This window comes from Bartonella queenslandensis AUST/NH15 (assembly GCF_000312585.1).
In the GTDB taxonomy this organism is placed as follows: domain Bacteria; phylum Pseudomonadota; class Alphaproteobacteria; order Rhizobiales; family Rhizobiaceae; genus Bartonella; species Bartonella queenslandensis_A.
In genome coordinates this window covers 45,412-64,886 of sequence record NZ_HE997979.1, presented here as the reverse complement: position 1 = coordinate 64,886, position 19,475 = coordinate 45,412, and the positions used below count along the sequence as shown (strand labels likewise).

Annotated in this window: 15 protein-coding genes and 2 pseudogenes; 15 read left to right on the top strand and 2 right to left on the bottom strand. The window is 41.6% G+C overall.

Features of this window, described 5'->3' with window-relative positions:
* Window positions 1-135, bottom strand: a pseudogene (locus BN338_RS12905) (helix-turn-helix domain-containing protein); the annotation flags it as partial.
* Window positions 136-1,294: 1,159 nt separating this feature from the next.
* Here BN338_RS12905 and infA point away from each other — a divergent pair.
* The 15 genes from infA to BN338_RS01160 all read left to right on the top strand — a co-directional run bounded on the left by infA (window position 1,295) and on the right by BN338_RS01160 (window position 19,094).
* A complete protein-coding gene (gene infA / locus BN338_RS01225; protein ID WP_004857577.1) occupies window positions 1,295-1,513 on the top strand; it encodes a translation initiation factor IF-1 in 219 nt (72 codons plus the stop codon).
* A gap of 237 nt (window positions 1,514-1,750) precedes the next feature.
* Complete coding sequence (locus BN338_RS01220) at window positions 1,751-2,464, top strand: Maf family nucleotide pyrophosphatase (RefSeq protein ID WP_039758259.1); 714 nt, start codon at window positions 1,751-1,753, stop codon at window positions 2,462-2,464.
* Window positions 2,465-2,579: 115 nt separating this feature from the next.
* Complete coding sequence (gene yacG, locus BN338_RS01215; protein ID WP_051018464.1) at window positions 2,580-2,816, top strand: DNA gyrase inhibitor YacG; 237 nt, start codon at window positions 2,580-2,582, stop codon at window positions 2,814-2,816.
* A 337-nt stretch (window positions 2,817-3,153) separates the two neighbouring features.
* Window positions 3,154-3,390, top strand: a complete 237-nt coding sequence (locus tag BN338_RS01210) for a hypothetical protein (protein ID WP_039758256.1) — start codon at window positions 3,154-3,156, stop codon at window positions 3,388-3,390.
* A gap of 573 nt (window positions 3,391-3,963) precedes the next feature.
* On the top strand, window positions 3,964-4,296 hold the full coding sequence (locus BN338_RS12655; RefSeq protein WP_156809218.1) for a hypothetical protein: 333 nt from the start codon (window positions 3,964-3,966) through the stop codon (window positions 4,294-4,296).
* Window positions 4,293-4,559, top strand: a complete 267-nt coding sequence (locus BN338_RS12650; protein ID WP_156809217.1) for a hypothetical protein — start codon at window positions 4,293-4,295, stop codon at window positions 4,557-4,559. The genes BN338_RS12655 and BN338_RS12650 overlap by 4 nt, the downstream gene beginning before the upstream one ends.
* Complete coding sequence (locus BN338_RS01200; RefSeq protein WP_198003652.1) at window positions 4,504-5,067, top strand: phage major capsid protein; 564 nt, start codon at window positions 4,504-4,506, stop codon at window positions 5,065-5,067. Before BN338_RS12650 ends, BN338_RS01200 begins: the two co-directional genes overlap by 56 nt.
* 506 nt (window positions 5,068-5,573) lie before the next feature.
* On the top strand, window positions 5,574-7,364 hold the full coding sequence (locus BN338_RS01195) for a ShlB/FhaC/HecB family hemolysin secretion/activation protein (RefSeq protein WP_198003651.1): 1,791 nt from the start codon (window positions 5,574-5,576) through the stop codon (window positions 7,362-7,364).
* Window positions 7,365-7,388: 24 nt separating this feature from the next.
* Window positions 7,389-15,407, top strand: a complete 8,019-nt coding sequence (locus tag BN338_RS01190; RefSeq protein ID WP_039758251.1) for a hemagglutinin repeat-containing protein — start codon at window positions 7,389-7,391, stop codon at window positions 15,405-15,407.
* Window positions 15,404-15,799, top strand: a complete 396-nt coding sequence (locus BN338_RS01185; protein WP_039758250.1) for a hypothetical protein — start codon at window positions 15,404-15,406, stop codon at window positions 15,797-15,799. The genes BN338_RS01190 and BN338_RS01185 overlap by 4 nt, the downstream gene beginning before the upstream one ends.
* 102 nt (window positions 15,800-15,901) lie before the next feature.
* Window positions 15,902-16,477, top strand: coding sequence for a filamentous hemagglutinin (locus BN338_RS01180; RefSeq protein WP_244427579.1), 576 nt, complete (start codon window positions 15,902-15,904; stop codon window positions 16,475-16,477).
* 20 nt (window positions 16,478-16,497) lie between these two features.
* The gene (locus BN338_RS01175; protein ID WP_039758248.1) at window positions 16,498-16,899 is read left to right on the top strand and encodes a hypothetical protein; all 402 of its coding nucleotides are present in this window, start codon (window positions 16,498-16,500) and stop codon (window positions 16,897-16,899) included.
* Between the two features lie 174 nt (window positions 16,900-17,073).
* Window positions 17,074-17,481 carry a hypothetical protein gene (locus tag BN338_RS01170; RefSeq protein ID WP_039758246.1) on the top strand — a complete coding sequence of 136 codons (408 nt, stop codon included), beginning with the start codon at window positions 17,074-17,076 and terminating at the stop codon, window positions 17,479-17,481.
* On the top strand, window positions 17,469-17,801 hold the full coding sequence (locus BN338_RS01165; RefSeq protein ID WP_039758243.1) for a hemagglutinin repeat-containing protein: 333 nt from the start codon (window positions 17,469-17,471) through the stop codon (window positions 17,799-17,801). The genes BN338_RS01170 and BN338_RS01165 overlap by 13 nt, the downstream gene beginning before the upstream one ends.
* A 900-nt stretch (window positions 17,802-18,701) precedes the next feature.
* Window positions 18,702-19,094: a hypothetical protein gene (locus BN338_RS01160; RefSeq protein ID WP_039758241.1), complete on the top strand. Its 393-nt coding sequence runs from the start codon at window positions 18,702-18,704 to the stop codon at window positions 19,092-19,094.
* Window positions 19,095-19,390: 296 nt separating this feature from the next.
* Here the strand turns inward: BN338_RS01160 and BN338_RS12900 are convergent.
* Window positions 19,391-19,475 (bottom strand): annotated as a pseudogene (locus BN338_RS12900) (helix-turn-helix domain-containing protein); the annotation flags it as partial.

The window sequence follows — 19,475 nt, the reverse complement described above, 5'->3', positions numbered from 1 at the left end:
GTATTTTTGGATTTGTTGGAAGCTCACCCCTAAATAGTTTCCTAATTCTTTTTGAGAAAGCCCCATTGAAATGCGTCATAGACGCATTCTTTTGCCTATCGAAATATCAATGAAATGTGGATTTTTGGTTTTCACTTTGTGCCCCCTCCGGTTGCGAGCGCCCTCGCATTGGTATTCCGGGAGTAGTAAAGTACTGAACTCGAATCAGCTTTTTTGCTTTTAGCGCTAGAGCGCACTTGGACATAGCAAAAACTCCCGGAATTCCGGGATACCCGCAAAGCGGGGCAAATTCATGTACGAGTTTTCGGGTTTACTATCCCTATTTGACCGTTGCGTGGACGATCAAAAACACGGACCTATCAATAAAGGAATTTCAGAAGATTGGCAAGAAAAATGAAAATATTTTTATTTGGTTATACCGTAAATAGGGGGGCGAAGTGGGGTGAAAATGGTCTATGAGAGCAAGGGGTATGCCGTTGAGGGACCTACAAGCATATAAATAAAGGTGCTTTTTGTGAGAGTGTGTGGAATATTTTAGGGGGGGGTGAGCCTTTTGACGCACGGTCCTTTGAGGTGGGGTGAGGGGTGGTTGTTCAAGTACAATTTGCTGGATAATACGTTGGATTGTCGTTTACAGAGCGGCTGTTTATCCAGTGGTGCGGGGGGCTTTTCGTTTGCTGTTTTCTGTAGAAATGTAAAAGCGTAAAAACGTTGATCTGTAAAAAAGAAGAAGTTTAGGATCTGGAGGCTTTATGCGTTGTGGGGGCTTGAGGGGTGTGTTGGGTTTGTGGCAAGGCGTGGAATGGGGGGAGAAAGATTTTGAGGGACAAGTTTTGTCAATGAAGGGGAAGTGGGAGGAAAAAGCGGTGTGGTTGGCTGGAGAGGAGGGATAGGGAATGAAAGGTGGAGAGAGAGGAGAAGAGCCTGTAAATGAAGGGATAGGTTGGGATGAAGAGCGATGTTTAAGTGTGTAGGGGTGTGTTGATGGGGGATGGAAAGGTAGGATGTCGGCAGGTGTGGAAGAAGAAGTTTAGGAGATTGAGCATCATTTTGATCACTCTGAAATCAACATCATCATAAAAATTGCAGGAGATGGGCAGGTCAAATTTGAGTGGATAAAGTTGTCACTCCCAAAATGGAGAGTGAGTTTTTTTGAGAACAGAAGAGAGAAAACTTGAAAAACCTTTCCCTTTTTGTTGAATTTTTATTCACAAATTTGAGAAAATAGGATATGAACGCTAAAAATAACGCACAGATTAACGAAATATGTGCACTATAAAGGAAATGATTGTTTATGTCAAAAGAAGAAGTTTTAGAATTTTCTGGTATCGTTACTGAACTCTTACCTAATGCGATGTTTCGTGTGAAACTGGAAAATGATCATGAAATTATTGCTCATACCGCTGGAAGAATGCGAAAAAATCGTATTCGGGTATTGGCGGGTGATAAAATTATGGTTGAAATGACTCCTTATGATTTGACAAAAGGACGCATTACATACCGCTATAAATAGCCTCATGGGGAATTTGTGCTTTTTGTCAAATTCACAATATTCTTTCTGTTCTTTTGAACAGACCTTTAGGGCGCTTATCGATGTGTGAGACAAAATGCAATGTTTAAGGTGACCTTGAAAGGGTGTAAAACCAGTGCCGAAAAAGAATAAGGAGATCAATAGCGCTTGACAAGGGAGCGTTTAAAAAGGGGCGCTTAAAATAGGGTACGAGAAAAGCCGATTTTGCAAGGGGTGGAAATGAAAAATATAAAAGAGTGGGGGAAAAAACATGTGGCGGAAACTCTTGGGGAAGAAATTCATTTGGTGCTTGCCTCCGCTTCACCACGGCGTTTAGCGCTTCTGGCACAAATAGGCATTGATCCTCAGCAGGTTTATGCAAGCGGTATTGATGAAACACCAAAATTAAAAGAACATCCTGCAAACCTTGCCAAACGTTTGGCAAAGGAAAAGGCACTGAAAGCGCAAGAGACTTTGCTCTGGTATACTCAGAAGTCCCAAGAAGAATCGCAAAATGGTCAAGAAGGGCTGTCTGCGCAGAAAATGATTATCTTAGCGGCTGATACGGTCGTGGCTGTTGGGCGTACCATTCTTCCTAAACCAGAAGGCGAGGAGGAGGCTTATGAATGTTTACGCTTCCTTTCTGGACGAGCACACAAGGTTTATGGCGCCGTTTGTGCTTTGAATGAACAGGGAAAAATAACCGTAAAATTGGTTGAAAGTCGTGTCCGCTTTAGACGCTTAACCTCTTCCATGATGAAAGCTTATCTTGCTTCAGGAGAATGGGAAGGGAAAGCAGGTGGCTACGCTATCCAAGGAAAAGCAGGGGCTTTTGTGGTCTATATCGCGGGCTCTTATTCTAATGTTGTGGGATTGCCTTTGGCTGAAACAGTTGATCTGTTGACCGCTTATCACTATCCACTTTATTCCCATTGGGGGGAAGAAACGCCGTAGAGAAATTTTAAGGCAAAATCCATGTAAGGTGAAAAGCATCAAAAAAGTACACCAAAAAGAGCAAAGCATAAATGAAACAAGGCAAAATGAAAAAAGAGAAACAGAAGAAAATTTAATGAAAGAGGAAAAAACACAGACGTTTCAAAGTCAAAGGAAGCTCTCTGAGCAAAAAGAATCCAATTTGCCAAAAGAGGAACGTCCACCGCATCCTTGTCCTATTTGTGGTCAAATGTCACAAAAATCTTCTTATCCTTTTTGTTCCACACGATGCCGCGCCATTGATCTTAATCGCTGGCTTTCGGGCGTTTATATCCTTCCTCCCCCTTCACAGGGAAGCGATGAGGAAAAATAAAGGGGCATGTCTCTTGAGGAGAAAATGCTGAGAGAGCTTTTTTGTATGGACGCTGAAGGGAGGCAGGTCGTGTTCTAGCGGGAAAGTTGAGTGAGGATACTTTGCCTGCTAGATTTAAAAAGAAGCTTGCGTTTTAGCAAATGGTGATGAGGCTAAAGAAATGTCTGAGTCTTGTGGTTTAGGATTGGAGAAAGATTGAGTGTTGGGAAATGGGGGCTGCTGAGGAAATGAGGCTTTAATCAAGTCTGGTTATTGTGTTGCTCTGTTTTTTTCCTCATTGGAATGGTCAGTGTACGCTTTTCCATATCTTCTAACATTTATCTGGTAACCAATTTCAATGAACAAATTGGGGGGAACAAATTGGAAATTGGGGGGAACAAATTGGGGGCGCTTTTGGATGGGGGCAGTCTATACAAAATTGAGCAATGTTGGGGCACCATTTATGGGAGCGTTTGTTTTAGATCACACTTCTTCGAGTAAATTATTCCTTCTTTCTGGCGTGGTTGGATTATGCTCTTTATTGGGGATCAGGAGGTTGGTGAACAGTTCTTTGTCAATTGTTTCTTCTGCATGATTAGTTCATCAATGAAACACGTATGTTATCCTATATAGGCAACACTGCTCTTTGAGCTGTGGGGATATTAGGCATGAAAAACTTTAAGGTAGGGGGAGTCTTTTGATCACTGATTGGGCGTTCCTTTGTTGTTCAAGAAAAAGGTGAAGAATGCGCAACACGCACTGCTTTATTATTTTTTCGATGGTATGTGTTTTTTCTGCATTAAAATTTTGCTAAAAGATTTTTTGAAAACTGTTCGTATTGATTGCACTCTTGTTGATGGGTAATCAATGGTGGAGCATGATGATCTCCACGATCAGGTTTGCTACATTCAGTTTTTTAATCAAGATAAAGACTTAAAAAAAAGACCCTTAACATGTTTTGGGTTAAAATTTTTGCTCTTGCGTTGCAAAGGCAAGTTTAAGTGGGTATGTATATTAAAAATAAACTATCATTGATGTCTTAATTTAGTTTATTTCTTATTAATTTAAACAAATAGATAATGAATTTTTTCAAGAATTGTAATAAAAGCTGCATGAGAGTTTACTGAAAAAAAGGATCATTTGGAATTTTAGCGGGGGATATCATCGAATGAAATTAGCCACAAATGAGGAAATAATTAACAGCTTGTTTGCAAAGGAAGCTAAGATTTTCAATTGGCACCTTCCAGAAGATACGAAGAATTTCTATAAGCATATGAAAGATTCGTTAATGAGCGATGGTAATCTTCAACAGAAAATTTTGGCGGCTTTAATACGAAGATGGGCGATGCCGTTAACACCGGATGCTTCCAATCCATTAAATATGTTTTTCAACAAGGTATTCCTTTTAGGGGGGAGCAAGGAGCGAGAGCTTTTGATACCCTTAAGGGTGGGCATTGGATACCTGTTAAAAGTGGAGAGAGCGGTGAGCCATTTAAAGTGAATGATCCAGAAATTGAAGCATCATATATATTGGATGAACGAAAAGATATCTATGAAGTTATAATAACGCGTGAACAAAGAGAGCATGCTTTTAAAGAAAATTATGGGCTGTACAATCTTTTAGATAAGATTAGATTGAGATTCATAGAGATTGATGATACTAAGAGTTATGATTGGTTAGAAAAAATCATTGATTGTGTATTAAACAGTGAAGTTGCACCGTTGCAAAAAAACACAAGAAATCTACATTCCAGATATTCGTGATCTTCTTTTAGATAAAAAATCATATGAGCTCGCTATAAAAATCATTCAAAGAAAGGTCAGATTTCTTGAAGTTCACTCACGTTTGTACAATGCTTATTCTTTTGAAAAAGTTTGTTCTTTACGTGATCTTATATTCATTTTTGACAAAAAGGCTGAAGCTCTTGATGAAATCATGAATATGTCGACAGTTTATGACCCTAAAAAGAGCCTTTTAACAGTAAAAGGTTTTGGTGAAAAAAATAACAATGTTATTGGTCTTGCTATGTCAAAAAAAGCGATATCTATCTATGATCTAGAAAGAACAGAGCAGAGCGCTTTTGATCCAGAAAATTTGAGGATGAAAATCTTTTTTCATATTAGGCAATCCTCATCATTTAGTCCGTTTGAAACAATGATTGTCTTTAAAGCAGGGATTGAGGATCAGATTAACAAAACAATAGAAATGCACAAAGACTTTAATAGAATGAAGTTACAAAAAGAAGCAGAGGAAAACACTTTAAAAGAGTAAAAGTGCTATAAAAATAATATAGGGTCAAAAAAAACAAACACACTGGACAAAACTCTTCTGATCAAATCATTATCTTTGGAGAACGGTTGCTTAAGCGCTGTACAGAGAGCTTTGCCTGATTGTTTTGGAAGATTTTCAGAAGAGACTTCTTAATTGTTTGCTATGATGATTTGTTACAAAAGGATATGCTTAATAGCATGATATATTGTCTATTTAGTGTTTCATGTTTAGTGTATTTCTGGCTGTATCAGGGGCTGAGAAACAAATTTATTCTTTATTATTGATGTAGATGTTAAGGCTTACACATTGACTTTCCGTACAACTTTGGTTAAAGCTCTAAAAGTATAAGTATGGGGGGAAAGATCTTCACACAGTTATCATCAAGGTGTTTTGTCACTTGTTATCTTTGGTAACAAAGATAGGTGCTTTTGTTAAAAGCGCATAGGGTAGTGGCTGTTTTTGGTTTGTCTTATCAAGGGTTGATGAAGCAATATAACGTTTCATGAATGATAAAAGCGGGGGCAATCTGTATGTTATTTATCTTTTTACATTGGAAGAGTTTTTTAAGGTTTTTTCTTGCCATTTTAGTGTTGTTTGGCCTGTTGAGTGGCATACCTGTTTATGCACGGTCCACAGCTGTTTTTCATCCCCCAACAGATAATTTTTCTCGCAGGTATTCAGAAAAGCAGCAATTAGAAAGAATTGAGAGTTTACGCGCTTTAACACCTCAAGGCATGACAAGGTCCTCTGAAGGAAACCAAGGAGCCCTTTTAGGGAGAGGGTACTGCTTTCCAATTCATGCTATTATTGTTGATGGGGTTTATCATATCAAAAAGCGCTCTATAGCAGCGATAACAGATCCTTATGTTGGAAGATGTATCGGTCTTTCTGATATCCAGCTTTTAATCAAGCAGTTAACCAAGGTCTATTTAGATAAGGGTTATGTCACAGCGCGTTTTTATATACCCGATCAAGACATCAAAAACAGCAAAGTGCTCAAATTTGTTGTTGTTGAGGGCAAGCTTTCGGATATTTATTACAATGGTTTACCGGCTTCTTCTCATAATAATGTTGTGTGGAGTGCTTTTCCAGGTTTGGAAGGGCACATTCTGAATATGCGTGATATTGAGCAGGGGCTTGATCAAATCAACAGGCTTTTTTCAGGGCATGCTCAAAGCGAACTTCTCCCGGGACGTGAAGAGGGAAGCACCATTGTGAATATTAACAATCAGCCTGGTAAAGCTTTCAAAGTTCATGTTTCCCATGATAATTTAGGACAATCTTCCACGGGTTATGCGCGTTATAGTGCAGGCTTAAAGCTAGAAAATATTTTAGGTCTCAATGATGCGTGGGATTTTAGCTATCAACGCAGTCAATCAGATTATTGGGGTGGGAGCGAACAAGAAGGACATAGCAATAATATTTCAGCGAGCGTGAGCATTCCCTATGGTTATTGGACTTTTGATTTAAATGGCACTGTTTATAATTACCAAAGCATTATCCATGGCAATTTTACAGATATTGAGACGACAGGGGATTCCAGTGAGTTCCATGCCAGTACCAGCAGGGTTGTCCACCGTGATAGTGTTTCCCTGACAACTTTGAATGTGGGGCTTTCCTATAAAAGAACCAACAACTACCTTCTTGGCAATAAGATAGAGGTTGGAAGTCGTCAGTATAGTGTCGCCAATTTTGGCATTTCACATTCACGTCAGATGCTCGGGGGGACTTGGACCTTTGATGTGAGTTATTTGCAAGGACTTCCCTTTTTTCATTCTGTAAAGAAACATACTCCCGGAGCGGGGGATGCAGAGCCTCAATTTGCAAAATTTACTGGCACCCTCAGTGTTATGACGCTCTTTAAGGTTGGAGAGTGGAATTTTTTGTTGAGCACTCTTTTGAGTGGTCAATATTCCCCGCATAATTTATTGGGTGCGGAGCAGATTTCTCTGGGTGGCGCTTCCAATGTGCGTGGAACGCGCGAGGGTTTAATTTTTGGCAATAACGGTTTTTTTATCCGTAACGACTTGTTGCTGCGCACCATTCCTTGGAACAACCACGCAACGTTTAAAAAGGTTTTTGGTGAACTTCGCCCCTTTGTTGGTTTGGACTATGGTCGTGTTTTTTCACAACCTTTGTATGGATTGACGAATGAACAACTTGCTGGCTGGACAGCAGGCATCAAGCTTTCTGGGGGCATGGTTTCTCTTGATGCGCATTATTCCAGTATTTTCTGGAGCACTACTGCGCACAAGAAGTCAGGCACATTTTTTATGACATTAGCAATGGATCTTTAAGTATATTTATTGGGGAGTTAAAGCATGGGACATAAGAAGAAAACAGAAAGAGCAAGGTTATTAAGCGTTTTAGTTTCGAGTACGATGCTCAAGAAGGTTTTATTTGGGGGATTTGGTTTTACTTGTTTATGCGCATCTACAGCGTTACAGGCACAAATTTCTGTTGATGCGAACGCAAATTCCGCCCATCGCCCTGATATTGTGTCAGCGCCCAATGGGGTTCCTTCCATTGATATTGTTACCCCCAACAGCAGTGGTTTATCGCACAATCAATATGATGATTTTAATATTGGCAATGTCGGTGTGATTTGGAACAATCACGCGCAAGAAGTAGGGCAATCGCAATTGGGGGGTATTATGCCGGACAATCCCCATTTGCGTTTTACGGGTTCAGCGAAGGTTATTTTAAATGAAGTGACCAGCAGCAAGCGCAGTGCATTGAATGGTCCAGGAGAGGTTTTTGGGCGCCCAGCCGATGTGATTATCGCCAATCCCAATGGGATCAGTTGTGATGGTTGTGGGTTTATCAATACGCCCCATGCGACATTAACCACAGGGGTTCCTGAAATTGATGCTTCTGGTTTTCTGAAAGGTTTTGTGGTCAGAGGTGGGGATATCACTTTTGGAACAAAGGGAGCGAATTTTTTCTCTAACCAAGGGGCGGTTGATATCGTTGATATTGTTTCTCGCACAGTGCATTTTGAAGGTCCTGTTGCGGGAAAGGATATTGGGGTTTTTGCTGGAACGGGTCGTTATGATTATACTTCTCGTGAGATGAAAGAGCTCACCGATATCACTGGTAAACCAGAATATGCGATAGATGGTTCTGCTTTGGGAGCGCTCCAGGCGGATCAAATTAAACTTGTGGCGACAGAAAAAGGTGTTGGGGTTCGTATGCGCCACGATATGGCGGCTAATGCGGGACAGTTACATCTTTCTGCGGATGGAAAAATCTCACTACAGAATGCATTTGGTCATGGGGATGTTTCCCTTAAATCGAAAAGCCAGAGCATCTTGGCAAAACACATCACTTCCAAAAGGCATGTTGATATTGCTGCAAAAAAAGATGTGACGTTAGAAACCGTTGGGGCTGATGGTCATGTTACAGCAGAGGCACAAGAAGGGCTTTTAACCATTGCAGGGCAAGCAACCTCTGGAGGCAATATGAAACTGTCTTCACGCCATGCCATTAAAGTTTCAGGGCTCGGATCGGGGGCTGATATGGCGTTTGAAACAGGGGGTGATCTGACCATTGGTGGCACTGTTTTGTCTGGGGGCAATTTAAAAGCACATGCCGGTGGTGATATCAGGGCGGATCTTTTAGCCGGTGGGGTTGATATGGCAGCAACGGGGGCAGCAGGCAGCCTAGTTTTGGGCAACCAAGGGGGCGTTGATCTTCAAAGTGCAGGAGGTGTGATAGCCGCGGAAAGCCTTTATGGAGCGGGAGATATCACACTGGTTTCTCATAACGGAATTTCGGTTTCTCAAACAATCTTATCTCATGATAATGTTGTCCTTCATACCCAACCTGATGCTGGGGTTCATTTTGGACAACTGATGGCTTATGGAAAGGTCGATATTGATGGTGGAGCGGTTGATTTTTCTTCGCTGATGGCGGGTGGCGATGCTGTTTTAAAGGGTGGCAGCCTTGATGCAGGCATACTGATGACAGGGTTAGATTTTGTTGGCTCTCAGGTGAGCCCTTCGAATCCTACAGGTGCTCTTGTTTTTTATGATAAAGGTTCCCTTTCTATCACAGTACAAAGGGGGATAAAGGTTGGACATATTATTAGTGGTGAAAATATTGACCTTTTTGCTGGCAAAGACATTTATTATGATCAGGTTATCGGATATGGCAGCGCAACACTGACATCGGTATCAGGCGGGATTAGTGTTGAGAATGTGCTGTCTGCCCTGGGGGATGTGAGGTTGACAGCAAACAGTCTCGATTTAAGCAATAATCGTTCTCATATTTATACGCCGCAAACGCTGTATTTAAAGGGGGATCATATTGATGTTTCGGGGAGCGAATTGACTTATGGCGGTTTAGATTTTACCAGCACCCATGCCCTTGATATTCATCATGCCCGGCTCCAAGCTGTGACAGATCAGGGGGGCACTGGAGATATTCTTTTTGTCACTCCAGGTGTTATGGTTGATGAGACAACGTCGGTTTTAGCAGCACGAGATTTTACCATCAAAACAGGGGCGTTGCAGAATAGTGGTCAATTGGCAGCGGGTCAGAATTTAGCCTTCAGCGTAACAGGGAATGCGACCAATAGCAAAACGGGTTTAATCTATGTGAAGGGCAATGGTGCTCTCAAAGTTGATGGGATTTTGTTGAATGATGCTGGGGCTCTTATGGCAGAGGGTGATTTATCTTTTACCAATGCGGCAGGCACAGGAAAAAGCCTTTCCCTTGTCAATAAAGCAGGCTTGATTCAAGTAGGGGGAAACTTAAACATCCAAACAAAAACGTTGCAAAACGAAGCCGATAGCAAACCTGAAATGGAGGAAAAAAAGGAATATAGCGATATTTCATTCCAAAAACCAGACAAATATAATTTTCTCGATGGCAGAGATTTATATCACGATACGAGATTGGATCATTGGGGTAAAGGAAAACTTTCTAAGTGGCCAGCACTTAGTGACAAGAAGAACTATATATTTGAACAGAAGATTTGGGCGAGCAAAGAAGGAACGTATGGTACGGCGACTTTAAAAGATGGAACAGTCTATAAGGCATTTACTTGGGAATATAATGATACAAGAAAAACCATAGAACAGTATCAATGGAATTATTTTTCCCATATGACCGAGGAGACTGTCACACAAGTTTTTTCACACAAACCCACCATTCAGGGGATGATAGAGTCTACGGGTAATCTTATCATTAATGCTGATAATATTGAAAATAACTATAGCATTATAAAAGCGGGGGGCAATGGGGATATCCATGCCAAGACGCTGACCAATGTAGGGGCAACAGCCTATAAAAATACCTTTATGCATTGTAACGCCAATACGGATGCTTATTGTTATGCCTATAATGCCGATGGCAGCCGCAATGGTAGTCTCGACATAGCCAATGGTGCTTCTCGTCAGACTGGTTCAGAAGTTCTCGATACTGTTCCAGGTCTTGTGCAAGCGGGCGGCACTTTGAATTTGGTGGTCAATACCCTCAACAACACGGCAGCCGAAGGTTCCATTACAGGAGATGCGCATTTTGAGGCGAAAGCGGCTGGAGGTCATCCGCTAGAGGCATTGAGTGGTTTGACTGGGGCTGGGGCTCTCTTTACCCCCAAAGTGGATCTCAATGGTACCGAAGAACTTGCTGAGGGCAGCACTTTGCCTTTGCCAAAGCCCCAATCAGGTGGTGTTGGGGGCACGCTGCCCCAACAAAATTTCATTTATGAAACGAGAGCAGATTTCCTTGATGTTGGCAAGTTTTATGGCTCAGCCTATTATTTAAACAGAATTGGTTATAAGCCAGATAGAGAGATTTTTTTCTTAGGGGATGCTTATTTCGAAAAGCAATTGATTGAAAAACAAATGCGTGATCTTGTGGGGCAAGGTTTAGGCAAAGGCTCTTTTATCCCAGGAAATGATGCCATTGAACAAGTCAAAAGCTTGCTTGATGTCGGGGCGGAATATGCCAAAGCACACAATCTTGTCTTTGGTGAGCCTTTGACAGAAGAACAATTGGCAAGTTTAGAAGCGCCGATGGTGATTTATGTTTGCCAACAGGTCAAAGGCATGGATGTTTATGCACCGGTGCTTTATATCCCTGAAAAAGATAGAGCCTCCTTTGTTTCTGCTGGGGCTTTGATCATGGGCGATGATGTGAATATCACCAGCCAAAATACCAGCACTTCAACGATTATTAATTCAGGGCGGATTGGGGCAAATCACCAGTTGCATGTGCATGGCGGGGATATCTTTAGTCAAGGGGGGAATTTTGCTGCTGGGAGTAATGCTATTATCCTTGCAGAAAACAATATTCGTTTGGATGCAGGGCGCACAACGGTTGACGGTGTGGAGACTATTTTAAACACCAATGCGCTTTCTGCAGGGGACAATGCGACAGTTCTTGCTAGACAAGATATTACAGCCTCTGGAGTAAAGATCACCACAGGGGGTGATCTTGCCATGTCTACAGAGCAGGGCAATTTGACAATCGGTACTGTCAAAACCGAGTATCATGATGCGCAGGGTGATGCATCGATGCATCATCAATCGGAAGTTAATTCTGGAGGCTCAACAACGCTTCTTTCTGGAAAAGATTTGAATATTTTAGGCTCTGAAGTTCAAGCACATGATAATCTTTTTTTACAGGCAAAAGAAAATGTTTCGATTGATGCCACACGAAACAGTGCCAATAGCCACTGGGGAGATCAAACATCCCATGTTGCTGTGCACAATGGTTCTCATTTAAGTTCTGGAAAAGATACCACGGTTCTATCTGGAAAGGATATCCATGTCTCTGCTTCTGCTATAGATGCAGCGGGCAATGTTGCTCTTGGTGCCCAAGGGAATGTCACAATCGATACGAAATCCGATGAGATGGAATATCATCTTCGCACCCAAAACACGAAAGTGGATATGCAAGGCTCGCGAGCCGTTGGCTCTTCGATCAATGCTGGGGGTGATGTTACGGTACAAGCAGGACAGGATGGCAACTCCCATGATCTCACCATCACGGGCAGTTCTGTTACGGCTGAGGGCAAGGTGGGGCTGAAAGCCAGCAACGATATCCTCATCAACAATGCGGAAAATAGCCTCCATTATGAGATGTCATATCATAAAGATGGTGGGGTGTTCAGTAGCAGTCAGTCCATGCATGACAAGATGGAGGCGGGACAAGTTTCAGCTTCAAGCCTCACTGGGGGGAACGGTGTTACCCTTGAATCGGGCAATGATACCAAAATCACGGGGTCGATCGTGATGGCTGGAAAAGAAGAGGAAACGCCAGATCAAGCAAAGGCGGATATTTCTCTTCATGCCGGTGGAAATATTGTCATAAAAGGCGCTCAAGAACACTATGATCAGCAACATCAATCCTCAAAAAGTGGATTTTTGCATGAAAAATCTTCCAATGGCTTTGAATTACACACAACAACAGTTTCTTCTGTTCTTGGGGCGACAGGCAACATTGTCATGGAGGCAAACAAAAACGCCACAATAACAGCGTCGCATCTGCTTTCAGGGCAAGACATGAGTGTGACAGCAGAAAATGTAACAATGGATGGCATGACAGACCACCATAGCAGCCATGCAGAAGAACATAAATCTGGTTTTGGTGTGGGTTCAGGAGGTGGTTTTGTGTCGATATACGGCAGTGAAGGAAAAGCGCAAAATGAAGAGAATTTTAAACATCAAACCTCTTCATTAAGTGCCAAGGGCAATATCAACATTACCGCCAAGAAAAAAGATATAACGGTTGTGGGCTCTGATATTTCGGGGGAAAATGTTCGCCTGAGTGCCGCGCGTGATGTTAATGTGCGTGTTGGTCAAAATAGCTCTTTTTCAAGCGCTAAGGAAGAGCGCTCAGGTTTTGGCTTTCAGTTTGAAAAGAACCATAGCGGTGCTTCTTTGGGTATTGGTGTGGCGAGCGCAAAAGACAAAGACGCGCAAAAGAGCACCACCTCCGTTCAATCGCATATTGTGGGCAATAAAGATGTGCAGATCACAGCTGATAATGATGTGAACATGCAAGCAGCCAATGTTTTGGCAGGGCGTGATGTGCAGGTTGAAGCCGGCAACAATATCACACTGTCAGAAAGCCATGATATCTTGAACGGCAAAGAAACACACGAAAAATTCTTTGCTGGTGTGACAGGTTCTGTCAATGTTGGCATTCTTGGTACGCTACAAGATATAAGAGATGCTGGCAAACGTTTTGGTCACGGGGATACAAAACACAAAATCGGCAATGGTTTGATTGTCGGTTTAAAAGGCTATGATCTCTATAACAAAGGCAAAGGTCTTTATAACGGAATGAAGGGTGGAGCAACCAAACGTGATCTTCTTAATATGGCGGATGCTTCTGCCAGTGTGACAGTGGGCTTTAAGGCTGAAAAGGCAGTAGCTTCTTCTCAAGCCTCCACGGCGGTGACAGGGACAATAGAAGCAGGGCGTTCTGTCACCATGCATGCCCACAATGGGAATATTCATGGTGTTGGAGCCGATATGATCGCTGGGACAAACCTTCTGAGCAATGATGAACAGAGCGGAAATATTAATTTGAGCGCAGGGCAAGATGTCAGCTTTGAAAGTGCGCGAAACACGCAAAGCACACAAAATCATTCGCAAAATATTTCTGTCAATGTTGGTTACAACTTTAGTTCTGGTGGTTCAGGGTGGATGGGCAATGCTTCTTTTGGGAAAGGAAAGGGTTCCAGTGAACAGGTGCAACACAAGAACAGCCATATTGTTGGCACGGGTACTGTTCATACCACCAGTGGGGGAAACACCACACTAGCGGGGGCCGTGGTTTCTGGAAACCATGTAGAGATGGGTGTTGGTGGTGATCTTACCATTACCAGCCTCAGTGATAGGGGACAAAGTTCCAGCAAGCAAGACTCTATTTCCATTGGATTTAATGGTGCGAAAAAGGATGATGCAGCCACAACCAATATTTCCTTGAACAAGGATAAAACCTCCAGCGATTATCACAGTGTTGTGGAACAATCAGGGGTTAAAACCGGTGATGGCGGCCTTGATATTACAGTGGCGGGTGCGACAACCATGACTGGAGGTCTTATTGCTAGCACCGCATTAGCGGACAAAAATAAACTGACCACAGGAACCATTACGACGAGTGATATCACCAACAGTGCGCATGCTCAAGCCAGCAGCCATGGGATTAGCCTTTCTGCGGGAGGTCCCGTGACCCGAGGCAAATATGGCGTTGCAAAAAACATTACCAAAAATATCTTAGATCATGCAAAAGCCAAAGATACAGCGGAAGGCTATAGCAAATCCGCCATCAGTGATAGCACCATTGTGTTGACAAATGAAGCGGGGCAAATGGCGTTGACGGGCGAAGGCGTGGAACAAACCATAGCCTCCCTTAACCGTGATACTGCCACCGCCCATCAGGGTGTACAACAGCTCGATGTCGCCAAGTTGGAACAAATCGTCCATGAAAATCGTGAAATGGCAACACAATTGTTGGAAGAAGGCTTTAAATACAGCGATGAATCCTATAAAACCATGTTTATCAAAGAACATCCTCTCGCTGTGGTTGACCGTGATAAAGACGGAAATATAATCTATCTCAAAGATGAAAATGGGGAGCCTATAGAAGATGCTCGTGGACAACCAATACCTCAGTTTCATTATTTAACGGATGAAGAAAAGAAGCATTTACAAGAAGGTTCTGATGGTAAGGTGCATGTGTCCTTTAATGGCATCTTTACACCACCATATGAGGCAGCTGTTTATGCAGAGCAACATGCGAAGGATAAAAATGAACCGCTTTATTTTGTTGTATTCCCTCAAGCGGATTCTGCCGTTTCAGAACTTCTGGTAGCAGGATATCAGAAGTTTTTGGAAAATAACTTTTGGGGTCTGACCAATTCAACACAAGAAGCAAAAGATCTGATGTATGGCTATGGGAATACGGGGTTAGAACTTTATGGTCACAGTCGCGGTACCATGACATTAGGGAATACGCTGAATTCCTTCAAACAAGAAGGTGTGCACGGTATAGCCGACAATACAGAGATCAATTTCCAAGGACCAGCCTTTAATGCTGCGAGGGCAGCAAATTTATTAGATTATGTGAGTGATGGCAAACAAATCAGTGTTGGCTTGGAAAACCATGCAGATGACTTTGTTGGTAGTTTGATTGGTGGAAATCCTGCTACTTTTTATAAAAGACCCCCTGGTAGCAATGCATGGAAAGAAGCATGGAAAATGTTTTTGAGCTATCCCAATGTTCACGCTTGTTATGGAAGTGCGGGGAAAAAGTGTCAAGATGCTTACGGTTTACCTCATCGTATATACGTTGATTCAATTAAATTAGGGAGTAAAAAATGAAACACATTTTAAAGTTATTAAGTGGAATAGTTTTGGTTAGTGTAACTGGATGTAATATTGATAAACCTCCTCCAGGGGAAGTATATGGGTGGATCAAGCTAGGAGCAGATTTTACAGAGGTAGGAAAAGCCCTGTTAGAATGTGGTATGCCAACGCTTTATGATGTTGATCCAGAAAATAAAAAGCTGAGTTTAAATCAAATGGCATCCATTGATGCCTGTATGATTCAAGCAGGATTCCGTGACAGATATGGTGGTCCATATTGGTGCTATAATTATAAAGATCTTCCCATTTGTCGTCCTGGTGCTGTTATTCCGAAGCGAAGTGTCAAGAAGCGCTTAAACAGCCCGTTTTGTAAAAAATATAAAAACAGTCGTAAATGTCAACCTTAAGTTTTGTTTCTGCTGATAATCAACAATCCCTCATTCTTTTCCTTGCGTGACGGGATTGTTCCCTTAACAGCATTTTTACATCGCCCGATGAAGCTGCTGTTTATGCAGGTTCAACAAGCGAAGGATAAAAATGAACCGCTTTATTTTGTTGTGTTTCCTCAAGCGGATTCTGCCGTTTCAGAACTTCTGGTAGCAGGATATCAGAAGTTTTTGGAAAATAACTTTTGGGGGCTGACCAATTCAACACAAGGAGTAAAAGATCTGATGTATGGCTATGGGAATACGGGGTTAGAACTTTACGGGCATAGTCGCGGTGGCATGACATTGTATAATACGCTGTATTCTTTCAAACAAGAAGGTGTGCACGGTATAGCCGATAATACAAAGATCAATCTCTATGGACCAGCGGCTAATGCTTTATCTACGGCAGGTCTGTTAGGTTATGTGAGTGATGGCAAACAAACCACGGTTGGTTTTGATGGTCATAGATATGACTTTGTGAGCAGAGTGATTGGCGGCAATGGCTATACTTACAAGACAGTGCCAACTGGCAGCAACAGGTGGAAAGAATGGTGGAATATGTTTTCAGATCCCATAAGTCCGCACACTTGTCTTGGAGATGCGGGGCCAAAATGCCAAAAGCGTTATGGCACATCTCATCTAGAACAAATTCCTTAAAGTAAATCACGGAGTAAAAAATGAAACAAATTTTAAAACTATTAAGCACTGTAACTTTGTTAATCATAACTGGATGTCAATTTAACAAACCTCCTCCAGGAGAGGTGGCTACGTGGGATAAGCCAGGAGCAGGTTTTACTGAGGTAGGAAAAGCCTTGTTAGAATGTGGTATGCCAAGCCTTATTGATGCCGATCCAGAAAACAGAAAACTCAGCTACAATGCATGGGCAACTATTGATGCCTGTATGGTTCAAGCTGGTTTTCGTGATAAAGTGGGGGGAGGAACTTGGTGTGGAAATCATAAAGCCGAAAATCTGCCCATTTGTCGTCCAGGCGCTGTCATCCCCCAGAGAAGTGTCAAAAAGCGCTTAAACAGCTCTTATTGTAAAAAATATAAAAATGCACCTGAATGCAAACCTTAAATATTGCAGTTGATCATCCACACTCCCCCATGCTTTTTTCGTTTGGGATGGCGGGAGTGTTTTCTCAAACAATTATCTCAATACTGTTCAGAACTGTCTTGAAAAACGGAGATAAAATATCAACAGGCTTTAGAGTATTCTCATCGTCAATCAATCCATTGAAAGAGGGGAAAAATGAAGAAAACTTTAAAACTATTGAGCTGTATAGCTCCGCTTATTATGGCGGGATGTCATGCTTTTGATGAGCAATTGGCTTTGGATATGTGGACAAAGCCAGGAGCAGATCAGCTTGAGGTCAAGAAAGCACTTTTAGAATGTGGTATGCCAAGCCCTTACAACGATGCTGTGGGCAAAAAAGGCTTAAGCATGAATGCCAATGCTGCGATTAATATGTGTCTTGTGAAAGCGGGATTTAATATGACAATATTTGATGTTGGCTTGAGAAACTGGTGTCGTAATTATAATGCCGAAGATCTTCCTATATGTGTTCCTAGTGCTGTTATTCCTAAGCGAAGTGTTGAGAGACGTTTAAAGAGCGCTTATTGTCAAAAATATAAAAATAAACCAGAATGCAAACCTTAACAACGCAAAACCATACGCAAAATATTTCTGTCAATGTTGGTTACAACTTTAGTTCTGGTGGTTCAGGGTGGATGGGCAATGCTGCTTTTGGAAAAGGAAAGGGTTCCCGTGAGGAAGTGCAACACAAGAACAGCCATATTGTGGGTACGAACACGATTCATACCAACAGTGGGAAAAACACCACACTAGCGGGGGCTGTGGTTTCTGGCAACCGTGTAGAGATGGGTGTTGGTGGTGATTTGGAAGTTCCATTGGGCTTCTTTCTTCAAAGATGTAAAAGCGTAAAAATGTGTATCTGTAAAAAAGGAAGGAGAAGTTAAGGATGTGGATAATTTCTGCATTGTATAGGTTTTGGTTGTGTTCGGAAGCGGTTGAGGGAATGCTGCGTGAGCTTTGCATATTGAGGGAAGGTTTGAGAGGAAGGCGTTGCAGTAATCTCAAGGATGCTGGTTTTTTTTAAGGGAAGTTGGGGGGAAGTCAGGAAAGCTCTGGATGTTTGAGTTGAGGGGAAAGGATTGGTGAAAAAGGCATGAGCTTGAAAGAGAATTTGGGGGGAGCGCGTTTGGGGTGGAAAAACTGAATGTTAGGAAGCGGTTAGAGGGATTTTTTTAAAGAAGGAGATTGTTCGGTGGAGGTTTCATTTGCTATTCTTTCAGGAGCTTTGCAGTTGTCGCAAAAAAACACAAATTGTCTCAAAAAACACATAAGACAGCTTATGATGAACGTAAATGAGCCCTCATAAAAGAAATGCTCGCAGTAGAAATTGGTAAATCGTGAGGAAAAATCGCAATTCAAATGGCCTCTAAAAATCTAAATATTCAAACAATCATGACGATTCCTCCCCAAGTGATCATTTCAATATTATGGGGATAAAAGATATCATTTTATTTGCTTGGAAAATCATCCAATAGAATGAATTATCCTTACGGATAGGTCCATCTTAAATCTTATATTCAGTCAGAATATCAAGACAATAAGTGCCATATAGAATATGTCATACTCTATGCTTACCATGCTTTTTTAACATATGTATTTTGTATGTTAAGCATCCAGTTTTGGGTGTTATCAGAGCTGGTGATTGTTTTTTAAACGTGAAAAATTGATTTATGACCACTTGATTGTAAGCCGATATATTGTTAATAGCCTTCTCTTAGCAAGGTTGCTCTTATTTTTGATGTAGGCGCTTTTCAGGAAAAAAATACAATTAGATAGGGGGGAAGATGTTGAAATATTTATTACCGTTACCGCTTATGTTGGTGGCGGGTTGCGTATCTGTGAATTATTCATCAAGTTATGTTGATCGACATATTACACAGGCTGATATAGAATTAATAGCTCATGATTTTGTTCGCAATCTTAAATACTCTTTCCCGCCAGCTAAAACAACATTTATTGTGAAAAAAAGTAAAGTAGAAGATAATTTTGCGCCTTTATTTATCGATCTATTGCAACGCAATGGATATTGCGTGATCTATACAGATCAACCCAATAAACAGTCAAATGGTGTTAAGTTGACTTATCAAATAACGCTAATAGATATAGGTATTTTGTCGACTGTCTCTTATGATGAGGCTGGAGCAACACGTTATTATATACGTACTTATAATAGATAAAATCCTGTGGTGGTTTATCTAAAAGGAATAGATAATAAAGACGTTTTGGAAAAAAAATCTGCTTAAGAAGTGAAACTATAGCCCCATTAAGCGAGATAAAACGCCGGTGGGAATGGGGAAGTATTTTTCCCAAGACTTTGATGTTTGTTCCTCTATGAGGCTGTAAAACATTGTCGTTTGAGGTTTTGCGATGTCCTGCTATGCCGTAAAATATCATTGTTTGGGGGGTGATATCTTAAGCATTGGAAATTTTAGGCTGGAATATTGACAAATAGAACCTTTGAGAGCGCTTTTGTTTAATCAGAAAGCAACCACAAAATTGCCTTTTGTTTTTTCGGCTGGAGTTCTCTAAAGTTTTTTAAAAGCAAAAATTCTTTTTCG

Coding starts and splice junctions, on each gene's coding strand:
- infA (WP_004857577.1), top strand. CDS start 1,295: ATGTCAAAAGAAGAAGTTTTAGAATTTTCTGGTATCGTTACTGAACTC.
- BN338_RS01220 (WP_039758259.1), top strand. CDS start 1,751: ATGAAAAATATAAAAGAGTGGGGGAAAAAACATGTGGCGGAAACTCTT.
- yacG (WP_051018464.1), top strand. CDS start 2,580: ATGAAAGAGGAAAAAACACAGACGTTTCAAAGTCAAAGGAAGCTCTCT.
- BN338_RS01210 (WP_039758256.1), top strand. CDS start 3,154: ATGAACAAATTGGGGGGAACAAATTGGAAATTGGGGGGAACAAATTGG.
- BN338_RS12655 (WP_156809218.1), top strand. CDS start 3,964: ATGAAATTAGCCACAAATGAGGAAATAATTAACAGCTTGTTTGCAAAG.
- BN338_RS01195 (WP_198003651.1), top strand. CDS start 5,574: ATGATAAAAGCGGGGGCAATCTGTATGTTATTTATCTTTTTACATTGG.
- BN338_RS01190 (WP_039758251.1), top strand. CDS start 7,389: ATGGGACATAAGAAGAAAACAGAAAGAGCAAGGTTATTAAGCGTTTTA.
- BN338_RS01185 (WP_039758250.1), top strand. CDS start 15,404: ATGAAACACATTTTAAAGTTATTAAGTGGAATAGTTTTGGTTAGTGTA.
- BN338_RS01180 (WP_244427579.1), top strand. CDS start 15,902: ATGCAGGTTCAACAAGCGAAGGATAAAAATGAACCGCTTTATTTTGTT.
- BN338_RS01175 (WP_039758248.1), top strand. CDS start 16,498: ATGAAACAAATTTTAAAACTATTAAGCACTGTAACTTTGTTAATCATA.
- BN338_RS01170 (WP_039758246.1), top strand. CDS start 17,074: ATGAAGAAAACTTTAAAACTATTGAGCTGTATAGCTCCGCTTATTATG.
- BN338_RS01165 (WP_039758243.1), top strand. CDS start 17,469: ATGCAAACCTTAACAACGCAAAACCATACGCAAAATATTTCTGTCAAT.
- BN338_RS01160 (WP_039758241.1), top strand. CDS start 18,702: ATGTTGAAATATTTATTACCGTTACCGCTTATGTTGGTGGCGGGTTGC.